This is a genomic window from Pseudonocardia abyssalis (assembly GCF_019263705.2).
In the GTDB taxonomy this organism is placed as follows: Bacteria; Actinomycetota; Actinomycetes; order Mycobacteriales; family Pseudonocardiaceae; genus Pseudonocardia; species Pseudonocardia abyssalis.
The window spans coordinates 5,841,031-5,855,138 of sequence record NZ_JADQDK010000001.1; the positions used below are offsets into that span (position 1 = coordinate 5,841,031).

13 protein-coding genes are annotated in these 14,108 nt (G+C 74.2%); 5 read left to right on the forward strand and 8 right to left on the reverse strand.

The window, feature by feature from the left end:
- Nucleotides 1-14 precede the first annotated feature (14 nt).
- Nucleotides 15-500, forward strand: a complete 486-nt coding sequence (locus I4I81_RS28825; protein ID WP_218601483.1) for a YbaK/EbsC family protein — start codon at nucleotides 15-17, stop codon at nucleotides 498-500.
- Between the two features lie 6 nt (nucleotides 501-506).
- Here the strand turns inward: I4I81_RS28825 and I4I81_RS28830 are convergent, their stop codons facing one another.
- Entirely contained in the window at nucleotides 507-1,061 is a 555-nt protein-coding gene (locus I4I81_RS28830) for a dihydrofolate reductase family protein (protein ID WP_218601471.1), read from the reverse strand.
- 112 nt (nucleotides 1,062-1,173) lie between these two features.
- Nucleotides 1,174-1,833 (reverse strand): CE1 family esterase, encoded by a 660-nt coding sequence (locus tag I4I81_RS28835; protein ID WP_218601472.1) that lies wholly within the window; start codon nucleotides 1,831-1,833, stop codon nucleotides 1,174-1,176.
- 90 nt (nucleotides 1,834-1,923) lie between these two features.
- Between I4I81_RS28835 and I4I81_RS28840 the strand changes: the two genes are divergently transcribed.
- Together I4I81_RS28840 and I4I81_RS28845 are read left to right on the forward strand one after the other, a co-directional pair.
- Complete coding sequence (locus I4I81_RS28840; protein ID WP_218601473.1) at nucleotides 1,924-4,500, forward strand: bifunctional FO biosynthesis protein CofGH; 2,577 nt, start codon at nucleotides 1,924-1,926, stop codon at nucleotides 4,498-4,500.
- A 36-nt stretch (nucleotides 4,501-4,536) separates the two neighbouring features.
- The gene (locus I4I81_RS28845) at nucleotides 4,537-4,698 is read left to right on the forward strand and encodes a hypothetical protein (RefSeq protein WP_218601474.1); all 162 of its coding nucleotides are present in this window, start codon (nucleotides 4,537-4,539) and stop codon (nucleotides 4,696-4,698) included.
- A 116-nt stretch (nucleotides 4,699-4,814) separates the two neighbouring features.
- On the opposite strand, the gene I4I81_RS28850 is transcribed toward I4I81_RS28845, so the two are convergent.
- The 5 genes from I4I81_RS28850 to I4I81_RS28870 form a co-directional block, all read right to left on the reverse strand.
- Nucleotides 4,815-5,759 (reverse strand): LLM class F420-dependent oxidoreductase, encoded by a 945-nt coding sequence (locus I4I81_RS28850; protein WP_218601475.1) that lies wholly within the window; start codon nucleotides 5,757-5,759, stop codon nucleotides 4,815-4,817.
- The gene (locus tag I4I81_RS28855) at nucleotides 5,741-7,426 is read right to left on the reverse strand and encodes a class I adenylate-forming enzyme family protein (RefSeq protein WP_218601476.1); all 1,686 of its coding nucleotides are present in this window, start codon (nucleotides 7,424-7,426) and stop codon (nucleotides 5,741-5,743) included. The genes I4I81_RS28850 and I4I81_RS28855 overlap by 19 nt, the downstream gene beginning before the upstream one ends.
- A 38-nt stretch (nucleotides 7,427-7,464) precedes the next feature.
- Nucleotides 7,465-8,904 (reverse strand): carotenoid oxygenase family protein, encoded by a 1,440-nt coding sequence (locus tag I4I81_RS28860; RefSeq protein WP_218601477.1) that lies wholly within the window; start codon nucleotides 8,902-8,904, stop codon nucleotides 7,465-7,467.
- A gap of 108 nt (nucleotides 8,905-9,012) precedes the next feature.
- Nucleotides 9,013-10,182: an RNA polymerase sigma factor gene (locus tag I4I81_RS28865; RefSeq protein WP_218601478.1), complete on the reverse strand. Its 1,170-nt coding sequence runs from the start codon at nucleotides 10,180-10,182 to the stop codon at nucleotides 9,013-9,015.
- A 4-nt stretch (nucleotides 10,183-10,186) separates the two neighbouring features.
- Nucleotides 10,187-10,579, reverse strand: a complete 393-nt coding sequence (locus I4I81_RS28870; RefSeq protein WP_225926372.1) for a YciI family protein — start codon at nucleotides 10,577-10,579, stop codon at nucleotides 10,187-10,189.
- A 124-nt stretch (nucleotides 10,580-10,703) separates the two neighbouring features.
- Between I4I81_RS28870 and trpS the strand changes: the two genes are divergently transcribed.
- Together trpS and I4I81_RS28880 are read left to right on the forward strand one after the other, a co-directional pair.
- Complete coding sequence (gene trpS, locus I4I81_RS28875) at nucleotides 10,704-11,723, forward strand: tryptophan--tRNA ligase (RefSeq protein ID WP_218601480.1); 1,020 nt, start codon at nucleotides 10,704-10,706, stop codon at nucleotides 11,721-11,723.
- A gap of 26 nt (nucleotides 11,724-11,749) precedes the next feature.
- Nucleotides 11,750-12,832, forward strand: coding sequence for a YhjD/YihY/BrkB family envelope integrity protein (locus tag I4I81_RS28880; RefSeq protein WP_226363619.1), 1,083 nt, complete (start codon nucleotides 11,750-11,752; stop codon nucleotides 12,830-12,832).
- Nucleotides 12,833-12,877: 45 nt separating this feature from the next.
- Here I4I81_RS28880 and I4I81_RS28885 read toward each other — a convergent pair whose 3' ends face one another.
- Nucleotides 12,878-14,056: a D-alanyl-D-alanine carboxypeptidase family protein gene (locus I4I81_RS28885; RefSeq protein ID WP_218616463.1), complete on the reverse strand. Its 1,179-nt coding sequence runs from the start codon at nucleotides 14,054-14,056 to the stop codon at nucleotides 12,878-12,880.
- Between the last annotated feature and the right edge of the window lie 52 nt (nucleotides 14,057-14,108).

The window sequence follows — 14,108 nt, forward strand, 5'->3', positions numbered from 1 at the left end:
GCGGGCCCGACGGGATGACGTCCGTGCACCGCAACGTCGAGCTCGTGACCGCCGCCCTGCGCACCGGCGGGGCCGACCCGGCCCGCGTCGCACGGCTGCAGGTCCTGTCCGACGCCGTCACGACCGCGGCGTCCGCAGCCGCCGCCCTCGGCGTCGAGGTCGGCCAGATCGCGAACTCGCTCGTCTTCTCCGCGGACGGGGAGCCGGTGCTGGTGCTCACCTCCGGCGCGCACCGCGTCGACACCGCGAAGGTGGCGGCACTCGTCGGTGCGCAGCAGGTGAGCCGGGCGTCGGCGGAGTTCGTGCACGCGGCCACCGGCCAGGTGATCGGCGGGATCGCCCCGGTCGGGCACCCGGCCCCGCTGCGCACTCTCGTCGACCGCGCCCTGTCGGCGTACGACGAGGTGTGGGCGGCCGGGGGCATCGCGCACGCGGTCTTCCCGAGCACCTTCGACGAACTGGTCGCCGTCACCGGTGGGCGGCCCGCCGACGTGGCCTGAGCGTCGTCAGCGGATCCGTGCGTAGCGCAGGTACACGGTGCCCGACCCGAACGTGCGCTGTTCGACCAGCCGCAGCCGCAGGTCGACGCCGAGCGGGAAGTACGGGGTGCCGCCGCCGGTGAAGGCCGGCACGACGGTCGCGCGGAACTCGTCGACCAGGTCCACCAGTGACGCGGCCAGACCGGCACCGCCGACGGCCAGGTCGCCGTCGGTCCCCGCCTTGAGCCGCGCCACCTCGTCGACCGTGTCGGTCCGGCGCACCAGCCGGCACCCGGGCGCGACCGAGGTCAGCGAGTCGGAGAACACGATCCGCGGCGTCGCGGCGTACGCGTGCGCGAACTCGGCCTCCACCGCGTCCCCGTCGGCCCGCTCCGGCGCCGTCCAGAAGTCCTCCATCACCTCGTAGAGGCCACGGCCGAACAGGAACACCGACGTCTCCCGGGCCTGCTCGTTGGCGAAGCGGTGCACCTCCTCGTCGGGCACGGTGAAGCCGATGCCACCGGCCGGGTCCTCGACGTAGCCGTCGAGGGAGATGTTCATCGCGTAGACGAGGGTTCCCATGGTTGTGAGACCGTCCGGGCGTCCGGAACTCATCTCGACCCCGGGTCGGTGAGGTTACCCTGAGTCGATGGCCTCGACGCTGGCCCCCGAGGTGTGACCGACCGACGCTCGCTCAGGCCGGCCGCACCGCCGTCCGCAGCCGCTCCCACAGCAGGTCGACGGTGCCGGGCCGCCACTCGTGCCCGACGCCGGGCAGCACGATCCGCTCCGCGTCGGGGAACGGGGCCAGCGACTCGTCGAACGAGGGGTAGTCGTAGCCGGTGGCGCTGCGGGGGCCGACGCCTCCGCCGATCCGGACGCTCCGGTCGGCGTCGCCGTGCACGGCCACCACCGCGACGGACCCGGGATCGGGGCAGGGTGCCACCCGGGCCCCGCCCACGACCCCGATCCCGGCGAGCGTGTGCGACCCGCACGCCCAGGCGTAGGCCATCATCGCGCCGTTGGAGAACCCGACGGCGTACACGCGGTCGGGGTCGACGCCGTCCTCGGCGACCATCCGGGCGACGAGCGCGTCGAGCCGGGCCACGTCGTCGACGCCCCGCTCGTGGGCCGGGCCGCAGCAGCCGCCCGCGTTCCACGATCCGCCGACGCCGTCGGGGTAGGCCACCGCGACGCCGTCGACGGCGTCCCAGCCGTAGCCGTGCGCGTCGGCCCCGGTGCCGCCGAGACCGTGCAGGACGACGACCAGCGGGGTGAGCACGCTCGCGGCCGGCCGGGGCGTGGCCGGGGCGCACGCGACGGCCAGTCCCACCGCCCACACGGCGGTGATCACCGTCCTGCCCCGCCCCCGCCGCACCGGTCCAGTGCACACCGCGGCCCGGCGGCTGTCGACCGCGGGCCGGAGTCGACCTACTGTCGTGGCATGGCCCAGACTCTCCCCGAACCCGCACCGACCGACGCCTCGCTCCGGCGCGCGCTGCGCCGGGTCCGAGACGGGGCCCTGCTCGACGTGACCGAGGCCGCCGTCCTGCTCGCGGCCCGCGGCGAGCACCTCGACGAGCTCCTCGCCGCCGCCTCCCGCATCCGCGACGCCGGGCTGGCCGCGGAGGGTCGCCCCGGCGTCGTCACGTACTCGCGCAAGGTGTTCATCCCGCTCACCCGCCTGTGCCAGGACCGCTGCCACTACTGCACGTTCGCCACCGTCCCGCACAAGCTGCCCGCGGCGTTCCTGGAGCGCGACGAGGTGCTGGAGATCGCCAGGGCCGGGGCGGCTGCGGGGTGCAAGGAGGCGCTGTTCACCCTCGGCGACCGCCCCGAGGCCCGCTGGCCCGCCGCCCGCGAGTGGCTCGACGCCCGCGGCTACGACTCCACGCTCGACTACGTCCGCGCCTGCGCGATCGCGGTGCTCGAGGAGACCGGGCTGCTGCCGCACCTCAACCCGGGCGTCCTGTCCTGGGAGGAGCTGACGCGGCTCAAGCCCGTCGCCCCGTCGATGGGGATGATGCTGGAGACCACCGCGACCCGGCTGTGGAGCGAGCCCGGCGGCCCGCACTACGGCAGCCCCGACAAGGAGCCCGCGGTCCGGCTGCGCACCCTCACCGACGCCGGGCGCGTCGGCGTGCCGTTCACGACCGGGATCCTCATCGGGATCGGCGAGAACCGCACCGAGCGCGCCGAGTCGATCTTCGCGATCCGGGCGGCGTCGCGGGCGGCCGGGCACATCCAGGAGGTGATCGTCCAGAACTTCCGGGCGAAGCCGGACACCGCGATGCGCAACGACCCCGACGCCGACCTCGACGACCTCGCCGCCACCATCGCCGTCACCCGCATCGTGCTGGGGCCGAAGATGCACGTGCAGGCCCCGCCCAACCTCGTCGGCGACGAGTTCGCGCTGATGCTGCGCGCCGGCATCGACGACTGGGGCGGCGTCTCGCCCGTCACCGCCGACCACGTCAACCCCGAGCGCCCGTGGCCCGCGATCGACGAGCTGGCCACGCGGTCGCAGGCGGCCGGGTTCACCCTGCGCGAGCGGCTCACCGTCTACCCGAAGTACGTGCGGGCGGGCTCGCCGTGGATCGACACGCGGCTGCACGCGCACGTCGCCGCCCTCTCCGGCGACGACGGGCTCGCGAACGAGAGCGCGGTCGTGACGGGGCGTCCGTGGCAGGAGCCCGACGGCGGGTTCGCCTCCACCGGCCGCACCGACCTCAACGCCTCGATCGACACCGAGGGCCGCACCGAGGACCGGCGCGGCGACTTCGAGTCGGTCTACGGCGACTGGGACGCCCTCAAGGACGAGCTGGCCGCGTCGCAGCAGGCCGCGCCCGTGCGCCTCGACTCCGACGTCCGGGCGGGTCTCGCGCTGGCGGGCTCGGACCCGTCGGCGCTGCTCGACCCGGCCCACCACGACGCCGCGATGGCGCTGATCCTCGCCGACGGCCCGGCGCTGGAGGAGCTCACCCGCCTCGCCGACGACGTCCGCCGCGACGTCAACGGCGACGAGGTCACCTACGTGATCAACCGCAACATCAACTTCTCCAACGTCTGCTACGTCGGCTGCCGGTTCTGCGCGTTCGCCCAGCGCGAGCGCGACGCCGACGCGTTCCGGCTCTCGCTCGACGAGGTCGCGTCCCGCGCGGTGGAGGCGGCGGCCGACGGGGCCACCGAGGTGTGCGTGCAGGGCGGCATCGACCCCCAGCTCCCCGTCACCTTCTACGCCGACCTCGTGCGTGCGGTGAAGGCCGCCGTGCCGGGGATGCACGTGCACGCGTTCTCGCCGATGGAGATCGTGTCGGCGGCGGCGAAGGCCGGGGTGTCGATCGAGGAGTGGCTCACCGAGCTGCGCGACGCCGGGCTGGGCTCGATCCCCGGCACCGCGGCGGAGATCCTCGACGACGAGGTCCGCTGGGTGCTCACGAAGGGCAAGCTGCCGGCGTCGCAGTGGTTGGAGGTCGTGGGCACCGCGCACGAGCTGGGCATCGCGTCGAGCTCCACGATGATGTACGGCCACGTCGACGAGCCGCGGCACTGGCTCGGGCACCTGCGCACCCTGGCCCGCCAGCAGGACGAGAGCGGCGGTTTCACCGAGTTCGTCCCGCTGCCGTTCGTGCACCACAACGCCCCGATCTACCTGGCCGGGCTCGCCCGTCCGGGACCCACCGAGCGCGACAACCGGGCCGTGCACGCCGTCGCCCGGCTCGCCCTGCACGGGCGGATCGACCACATCCAGTGCTCGTGGGTGAAGCTCGGCGACGACCTGTCCGCCGACATCCTCCGCGGCGGCGCCGACGACATGGGCGGCACGCTGATGGAGGAGACGATCAGCCGGATGGCGGGGTCGGAGAACGGCAGCGCCCGCACCGTCACGGAGCTGGCCGCGATCGCGCACGCGGCCGGGCGTCCGGTGCGCCAGCGCACGACGACCTACGTGGGCTCGCCGACGCGCCTGGAGCCGGCAGGAACCGCCCCGCCGAGGCTGCTCCCGCTCACGACGGCCTGAGCCGCGGGGGCCGTGCCCCGCGGTTACCGTGGGGCCATGGGAGTGCTCGGGAGTCTGTTTCCTGGTCCGGAGATCAGCGACGAGGGCGGCGAGTCCGGCGACGGCCAGAAGTGGCGGCTCGGACCGATCGACCTGGAGAACGGCACGGTCGAGGTGGTCCGGGCGCCGGCCCCGGAGCCACAGGACGACGACGCCTGAGCAGGCCGCCGTCGACGGCTGCGCTCGACCCGGAGGTCCCCGAGACGGACGGCGCCCCGTGGGTGAGATGACGGCTGGTGCTGCGCGGGCCCGGCCGCGCAGGGCCAGGTGTCATCTCACGGGGCCAGCGCCTCCAGCGTGGCGCGACCCGCCGGATCGGCGTCGGTCGACACCGGCACCAGGCACACCTCGTCCACGCCGTACTCCGCGATGCGCTCCCGCACCTGCTCCGCGCTGCCGACCGCCCCGACGCACGCCACCAGCTCGTCGGGCACCGCGGCGAGCAGGGCGGCGGGTTTCGGGCGGGTACGGGCGTAGGCCACCAGGTCGCCGAACCCGGCCTCGGCGAACACCTCGCCGTAGCCCGGCGCCGCGAGGTAGCCGACGACGCCGCGGCGGAGCTGGGCGAGTGCGGCCTCGTCGGGATCGACGGCGGCGGTGACCCAGGCGGCCGTCCGCGGCACCGCCCGACCGGGTGGGACGGCCGCGCGCATCGCGTCGACCAACCGGGCGGCGGAGGTGGGGGTGAGCAGGTTGAGCACCATCCGGTCGGCGTGCCGCGCGGCGGCCCGCACCGCGGCGGGCCCGAACGCGGCGACCGTGATCGGGCCCCCGGGGGCGGGTGCGCGCAGGCGGTAGCCGCGGGTGCGGACCGCCTCCCCGTCGACGTCGGCACGGCCGCCGTCGAGCAGCGTCCGCAGCGACTGCGCGGTCTCGGCGAGCGCCCGGGCCGGGCTCGGGGACGGGCGGCCGTGCCACCCGCCGACCACCACCGGGCTCGACGACCCGATCGCGACCTCCACGGTCCGTCCGGTCAGCTCCGCGACCGTCGCGGCACCGATCGCGATCTGCACCGGCGTGCGGACGGCCACCGCGAACGGCCCCAGCACCAGCGGGATCCGGCCGGGCAGCGCAGCGCCGAGTGCGAACGCGTCGTAGGTGGCCATCTCACCGATCCAGAGCCGGGCGTAGCCGCACCCGTCGGCGGCGCGCGCGGTCTCCACCGCCTCGATCGACGGCCGGTCCTGCCAGAGGCCGAGCGCTACGGAGAGCTCAGCCACGTGCGCAGCTCCCGCTTCAGGACCTTGCCGAGCGGGTTGCGCGGCAGCGCGTCGACGACGGCCAGGCGCTCGGGCAGCTTGTAGGACGCGACCTTCCGCTCACGCAGCATCGCCACCAGATCGTCCAGGGTGGGGGCCGCGGTGTCCGGCGCGAGCACGACGACCGCGGCCGTGCGCTCCCCGAGCACCTCGTCCGGCACCCCGACGACGGCGACCTCCGCGACGGCCGGGTGCGACACGATCAACGCCTCCAGTTCGGCGGGGGAGATGTTCATGCCGCCGCGCACGACGATGTCACGGGCGCGGTCGACGTAGCGCAGCAGCGTGGGGTCGTCGTCGGCGATCGCGAAGACGTCGCCGGAGCGGTAGAAGCCCTGGTCGTCGAACGGGTCGCCGGCCCCGCCCCAGTAGCCCGACATGATGGTCGGACCGGCCACCCGCAGCTCGCCCGGACGCCCCGGCTCGGTGACGTCCTCGCCGGTGGTGAGGTCGACCAGCCGCGTGCAGACCCCGGCGCTCGCCGGGTTGGGCCAGGTGCGGCCGGGCCCGCCGAACCAGGGGAAGTAGGCGGCGCGGGCGTCGGGGTCGGGCACGGTGAGCTGGTCGGAGATCAGCGGGATGCCTTCGTTGGAGCCGAAGAAGTTGGTGACCTCGATGCCGAAGCGGTCGCGCCACTCGCGGATCAGGGCGCCGGACAGCGGGGCGGAACCCGACCCGACGACCCGGAGCGAGGACAGGTCGGCCGCGTCCAGCAGCCCGGGCGCGCGCAGCATGCCGGTGAGCAGCGCGGGCGGCGCCAGCGTGTACGTCACGCGTTCGGTGGCGATCTGCCGCAGGTAGGTCGGCAGGTCGAACGGATGGTGCTGGACGAGCGTGGCACCGGTCAGCAGCCACGGCACGAAGATCCCGCCGAAGCCGGCCATGTTGACCAGCGGGAACGGGCTGAGGATCACGTCGGCGGCGGTCAGGCCCGGGGCAGCGGCGCAGCCCCGCCCGATCACCGTCCAGCTGTTGGCGCAGCGGGGCACGCCCTTCGGCGTGGCCTCGGTGCCCGACGTCCAGCACAGCGTGACGACGTCGGCGGGGTGCTGCTTCAGGCGCGGCACGGTGGCGGCCGGCAGCCCGTCCAGCGACTCGACGCCCGCGGGCAGGTCCGGGCCCCAGGCGAGCACGGCGACGTCACCGGGCCAGCCGTCCGCCGACGCCCGGGCCTCCGCGGCGTGCCGGCGGTCGCCGAACGAGCCGACCGTCACGACGGCGCGCAGCCCGGCCGACGCACCGAGCGGGGCCAGCTCGTGCTCGCGCCACGGCATCGGGAACGGCGAGACGACCGCCCCGAGCCGGGTGACGGCGAGGTAGGCCACCACCAGCTCGACGGTGTTGGGCAGCTGCGTGCCGACGACCGCACCCGGCCCGATGCCGCGGGCCGCCAGCACGGCGGCCAGCGCGTCGACCTCGGCGTCGAGCTCCACCCAGGTCGGCCGCCGCGGCGGCGAGCCGAGCAGGGACTCCCGGTTGGCCGGGTCCACCACGGCCACCGCGTCGCCGCGCTCGGAGACGCGGGCGCGGAACAGGGCGTCCCAGGTCCAGGCCGCGTCGTCGTGCCACCAGCCGGCGGCCACGTACTCCGCGATCCGCTCCGGGGGGTGCCGGTGCGCCTGCGGCACCCGTGCGCGGAGACGGTCGCCAGGGCCCGCCGCTCCGCTCACGAGGGGGTCCGGAGCTGGTCGGCCCGTACCCAGGTGGCGTGGAAGCCGACCGGTACCCGTTGCGGCAGCAGCACGCGGGCGACCGGGCCCGCGGTCAGGTCGGACGCGTCGAGGATCTCCACCTCGCTGCGCCCGGTGCGCTCGTCGGTCACGAACGACACCAGGTAGCCGTCGTCCTCCCCGGTCGAGCCGTCGCGGGGGGCGAAGGGGGCCTCGCTGCCGTAGCGACCGGGCCCGAAGCGGTGGTCCTGGCGCTCGCCGGTGACGCGGTCGTAGCGCAGCAGCCCGTCGAACAGGACGGTCTCGGTGTCGGCGATGTGCACGTTGTAGGCGTAGCGGGCCGGTCGGCCCGTCATCCGCGCGTCGATGGAGGGGAACTCGGTGTTGGCGTCGTCGAGCTGGGTCTCGGTGCTGGTGCCGGTGTCGAGGTCGAACACGTAGCGGTGCAGGCGGGCGTCGAGGCGCAGGTAGCCGAGCAGCTTCCCCAGCGGGCCCGGGCGGGTCGGCTGCGGTTCCGGGCGGGTGACGCGGCAGACGTCGAGGACGATCGTGCGGCCCTCCTCGAACGCGTTGACGACGTGGTAGATGTAGCAGGGCTCCGCGGTGAACCACCGGACGTCCGTACCGCGGCGGGGGATCACCGCGAACCGCGACGGGGTCTCCCGGTCGAAGTGCAGCTTGTAGCGGCCCTGCCGCGCGGCGTCCCGGTCCTGCACGAGCGGCAGGTCCATGAGGATCGAGAAGTTCTCCGTGATCGCCATGTCGTGGGGCAGCCGCGGGCCGGGCAGGTCGATCGCCACCTCGTGCTCGATGCGCCCCGACGCGCCGACGACGCCGTAGCGCAGCAGGGGGTCGCGGGCGCCGTAGTCGAACCACATCAGCTCGCCGGTGCGCTCGTCGGACTTCGGGTGCGCCATCACGTCCCCGCGCAGCGTGCCGAGGAAGTCCTCGGCGCCGATCGTCTCCAGCGACAGCGGGTCGAGGCTCATCGGCTGCCCGCACAGGTACCACGTGGCGAGCACGCGACCGTCGTGGTGGACGAGGTCGGTGTTGGCGCTGTCCTTGAACGGCAGGCCGCGCGCGGTGCCGACGGGGTTGCCCCGTGGCGGCTCCATGACCCCGCTCCACAGCGCGTGCCCGGCCGCCTCCTCCGTCGACAGTGCCTTCGTCCGGACGTAACGGTTGCGGTAGCGCGCCGTCCCGTTCTCGAACGACATCGCGTGCACCATGCCGTCGCCGTCGAACCAGTGGTAGCGACCGGGAGCGTCGTAGCGGCGGTTGGGGCCGTTGCGCAGGTACACGCCGTTGAGGTCGCGCGGGATCTCGCCGATCACCTCGAGGTCCTCGGCGGTGATCTCGTCGCGGACGGGGGCGTGGATCCCGAGCAGGTAGGGGTTGTCCTCGGTACCGGTCTCCTGGGCGACGAACAGCGTCACATGGGCCTCCTCTGCCTGTGACCGACGTTACGCGCGTGGGGTACCGCGGCCCAAGGGGTCGACCGACGCCGCGGCCCCACCGCACGTCGGAGCCGTCCCCGGGCGGGATCAGAGGCGGGCGGCGCGCCCGTGCAGGTACCGCTGCTGCGGGAGGCTGGGCGTCAGCCGGGCCGCGCGCAGGTAGGCCGCGCGGGCTCCGTCGGCCTCGCCCGCGGTCTCCAGGAGGTGCGCACGGACGGCGTGCAGGCGGTGGTCGTCGTCGAGCGGGAGCCCGTCGACGAGGGCCAGACCGGCTCGCGGACCGTCGACCATGCTGACGGCGACGGCGCGGTTGAGCCGCACCAGTGGGGTGTCGGTGACCCGCAGCAGCACCCCGTAGAGCTCGATGATCTGCGGCCAGTCGGTCGACGCGGCGTCCGGGGCCTCGTCGTGCACGGCCGCGATCGCCGCCTGCAGCTGGTACGGCCCGACGGGGCCGCGGGGGAGTGCCGCGCTGACCAGGCGCACGCCCTCGGCGATGCGGTCGGCGTCCCACAGCGCGCGGTCCTGCTCGGCCATCGGGACCGGCGATCCGTCCGGGGCGGTCCGCGCCGGGCGGCGGGCGTCGGTGAGCAGCATGAGTGCGAGCAGCCCGGCCACCTCGGCGTCGTCGGGGAGCAGGCGGTGTACGACCCGGGAGAGCCGGATTGCCTCGGCCGCGAGCTCCGCGCGCTGCAGGTGCGGGCCGGCCGTCGCCGCGTAGCCCTCGTTGAACACCAGGTAGAGCACGTGCAGGACGGCGTCGAGGCGTCCCGCGTCGGCCGGCATCCCGAACGACTGCCCGGCGACGGCCCGCTTCGCCCGCGTGATCCGCCGCGTCATCGTCGACTCCGGCACGAGGAACGCCCGGGCGATCTCGGCCGTCGTGAGACCGCCGACGGCGCGCAGCGTCAGCGCGATCTGCGACGCCGGGGACAGCGCGGGATGGCAGCACAGGAACAGCAGCACGAGCGTGTCGTCCGCGTCGACGACGGGGCCCGGCGCGACGACGAGCCGGGCGTCGGCCTCCTCGCGCCGCCGCCGGGCCGCCTCGCTGCGCAGCAGGTCGGTGAGCCGGCGCGCGGCCACCGTGATCAGCCAGGCCCTCGGGTCGTCGGGGACACCGTCGACGGGCCACTGCCGGGTGGCGGCCAGCAGTGCCTCCTGCACGGCGTCCTCCGCGGTGTCGAAGTGCCCGAACCGCCGGACGACCGCGCCGAGGACCTGCGGCGCCAGCGTGCGCAGCAGGTCCGCGGACACGGTCTCAGACCTCCAGCTCGGCGACGTCCTCCAGGACGGGCCGGACGTCGACGTACTCCCCGGGGACGTCCGGGTTCACCAGCCCCGCGGCGATCTCGACGGCCCGGTCGAGGCTCGCGCAGTCGACGATCGTGTAGCCGGCGAGCACCTCCTGCGTCTCCGGGTAGGGCCCGTCGGTGACGGCCGCGACGCCGCCGCGCAACTGCACGCGGCGGGCGAGGACGGGGGCGGTGAGGCCGCGGGCGTCGACGAACTCCCCGGAGTCGACGAGCTTCTGGTGGAAGGACCGCATGTACTCGTGCATCGCCGCGAGGTCCTCCGGTGACATCGCCGGACCGTCGCCCGGGCGCCCGGCCATCGCGTCGTAGGCCTGCTGGGACCCGTAGAGCAGGATCATGTACTTCACGGCTCGCTCCTCCGCTCGTGGCGGCACCCTCACGGCGCCGCTCGCCCGGTACGTCGGAGCGGCGCACCGGCACCGGACATCGAACCCCGTCGACGCACCGGGAACAATGGCCGCCATGAGCACGCCCACCGACCGCCGCCCGCGGGTGCTGTCCGGCATCCAGCCGACCGCCGACTCGTTCCACCTCGGCAACTACCTCGGCGCCGTGCGGCAGTGGGTGGCCCTGCAGGACGACCACGACGCGTTCTACTTCGTGCCCGACCTGCACGCGATCACCGTCGAGCACGACCCGAAGACGCTCGCCGCCCGTACCCGCAACGGCGTGGCGCAGCTGCTCGCGCTGGGCCTGGATCCCGACCGATGCACCGTGTTCGTGCAGTCGCACGTGCCCGAGCACGCCCGCCTGGAGTGGGTCCTGGGATGCCTCACCGGGTTCGGCGAGGCCAGCCGGATGACGCAGTTCAAGGACAAGGCGGCGAAGCAGACGGCCGACCGCGCCACCGTCGGCCTGTTCACCTACCCGATCCTGCAGGCCGCCGACATCCTGCTCTACAACGCCGACCGCGTGCCCGTGGGCGAGGACCAGCGCCAGCACGTCGAGCTCACGCGCGACCTCGCGCAGCGCTTCAACTCCCGCTTCGGCCGCACACTGGTCGTGCCCGAGCCGTACATCCTCGCGGGCACGGCGAAGATCCAGGACCTGCAGGACCCGTCGGCGAAGATGAGCAAGTCGAACTCCTCGCCCGGCGGCATCGTCAACCTGCTCGACGACCCGAAGGTCAGCGCGAAGAAGATCCGCTCGGCCGTCACCGACGCCGAGCGCGAGATCCGCTACGACCCCGAGAACAAGGCGGGGATCTCCAACCTGCTGACGATCCACTCCGCGCTCTCGGGCCGGACCATCGCCGAGCTGGAGGGCGACTACGCGGGCAAGGGCTACGGCGACCTGAAGAAGGATCTCGCCGAGATCGTCGCGGATTTCACTGCACCGCTCGCAGAACGGGTACAGGGCTATCTGGACGACCCGGCCGAGCTCGACCGGGTGCTCGCCCGCGGAGCCACCCGGGCGCGTGAGGTCGCCGGCGCGACACTGGCCGCCGTCCACGACAAGATCGGGTTCCTTCCCCCGACCTGAACCGAACCGAAGAGGACGTGAGCCGCGTGGCTGTTGCCGTCGACAAGGACGCGGACATCGTCCGGGCCAGAGCCGTGGAGGCGGACAAGCCCGCCGAGCCGACGAAGTTCGAGCAGCTGCGGGCGAGGTACGAGTGGCTCGACCACGTCGTGCGCGCGGGCGCCCGCTACACCGAGCGCCACGGCGACCACTACGCCGCGGCGATCACCTACTTCTCCGTGCTGGCGCTGTTCCCGCTGATCCTGGTCTCGGTGGCCGCGCTGGGCTACGTGCTGTTCGTGCAGCCCGACCTGCTCGACCAGCTCAAGGCCGGGATCAGCGCCAACGCCCCGGCCGGGCTCGACGACCTGATCGTCCCGATCGTCGACAACGCGATCATGTCCCGCAACACGATCGGCATCATCGGCCTGCTCGGCGCGCTCTACACCGGGATCGGCTGGATGTCGAACCTGCGAGAGGCGCTGTCCGAGCAGTGGGGCCAGCCGCCGACCGCACCGCCGATCGTCAAGAAGACGCTGTTCGACCTCCTCACCCTCGTCGGCCTCGGCGTCGCGATGATCGGCTCGTTCGCGATCACCGGACTCGTGTTCGGGTTCACGGGCACGATCCTGGAGTTCGTCGGGCTCTCGGAACAGGGCTGGGCGAAGTTCCTCCTCGGCCTGTTCGGCATCCTGCTGGGCCTCGCCGCCAACTGGCTGATCTTCTTGTGGGTGATCGCCCGGCTGCCCCGTGAGCACGCGACCCTGCGCAGCGCGGCGAAGGCCGCGGTGCTCGGCGCGATCGGGTTCGAGGTCCTCAAGCAGGTCATGACGGTCTACCTCGCGTCGGTCACGAACTCCCCGACCGGCCAGATCATCGGCCCGTTCATCGGTCTGATGGTGTTCGCGTTCTTCACCTCGCGCTTCATCCTGTTCGTCACGGCCTGGGCGGCGACGTCGCGGGAGAACGAGCAGGACGAGAAGGTCGAGGTGCCAGGGCCGGCGGTGATCCACTCGGAGGTGACGGTCCGCTCGGGGCCGGCCGCCGGTACCGCGGCCGGGCTCGTCGGGGCCGGGGCGATCGCCGGGGTGCTCGGGTTCGGGCTGCTGCGGGGTCGGCGGCGGGACTGACCTCGCGCCCGCTCGCGACCCGGTGTCGCCCGCTTCCCGGAACGATCAGCGCCTGCGACGGACCAGCGCGGCGGCGGTCAGTAGCGCGAGCAGCAGCGCCGTGCCGCCGACGAGCAGTGGACCGACCGGGGCGGGATCGTCCGGAACGGGGGTCCCCGGGTCGGCGGCCACGGGCGGGGTGGTGGTCGCGGGTGCCTCGTCCACCAGTACACCGAGCGGCTCGACGTCGGCGGACAGCGCGAAGCCGAGGTCGAGCAGTGCCGCGGCCTGCGCCGTCATCGGGGCGGGGGACTGCTCGCCGCGCACCAGCGCGACGACGAGCCGCCTGCCGTCGCGCTCCGCCGCCCCGACGAACGTGTGCCGCGCGGCGTCGGTGAAGCCGGTCTTGCCGCCGAGTGCGCCGGGGTAGCGGGTGAGGAACCGGCTCGAGTTGGACAGTTCGAACCCCGGCACGTCCCCGTAACCGGGGAACGGCACCGAGGGCGTCGCGATCGTCGTGGCGAACAGCGGGTCGCGCAGCGCCACCCGGAACAGCAGCGCGAGGTCGTAGGCGCTCGACGCGCCGCCCGGACCGTCGAGCCCGGACGGGGTGGCCGGTCGGGTGTCCAGGGCGCCCAGGCTCGCGGCGGTCGCCCTCATCTCGTCGACGGTGGCCGCGTCGCCGCCCAGCGTCCTGGCCAGCGCGGCCGCGGTGTCGTTGCCGGAGTTGAGGAGCATCCCCGCCAGCAGTTGCCGCACCGTGTAGCGGCCGCCGGGGCCGATGCCCGCGCGGCTCCCGTCGATGCGCAGGTCCTCCGCGGTGCCCTCGACGACGAGGTCCGGATCGAGGTCGCGCAGCGCGACGATCGCCGTCAGCACCTTGATCGTCGATGCCGGGCGGTGGCGGGCGTGCGGGGCGCGGACGGCGAGCACGGCGCCGGTGTCGAGATCGGCGAGCACGAACGACGCCGTGGGGGAGGGCTGCACCGCGCCGGGCCCCACGGCGACGGGCCCCACCGCATCGAGCTCTGCGGGCACCGCCCCGCCCCCGGCCACCCGGTCACCACAGACGCCCAGCCCGCCGACCGGCTCCGACGGCACCGCCAACGGCGCGACGCCGGCCGTCTCCTCCGCGGCGGGCGGGCCCGGGGGAACGGCCTGCCCCGGACACCCGGCGGCCCCGGCGGCTGCCGCCGGCGTGACCAGCAGCCCGACCACCAGCCCCACCACCGCGACCCACCGCACGGCGGGGGACTCTAACCGCCCCGGCGACCACCGGTGATCTCCGCGAGCGGCG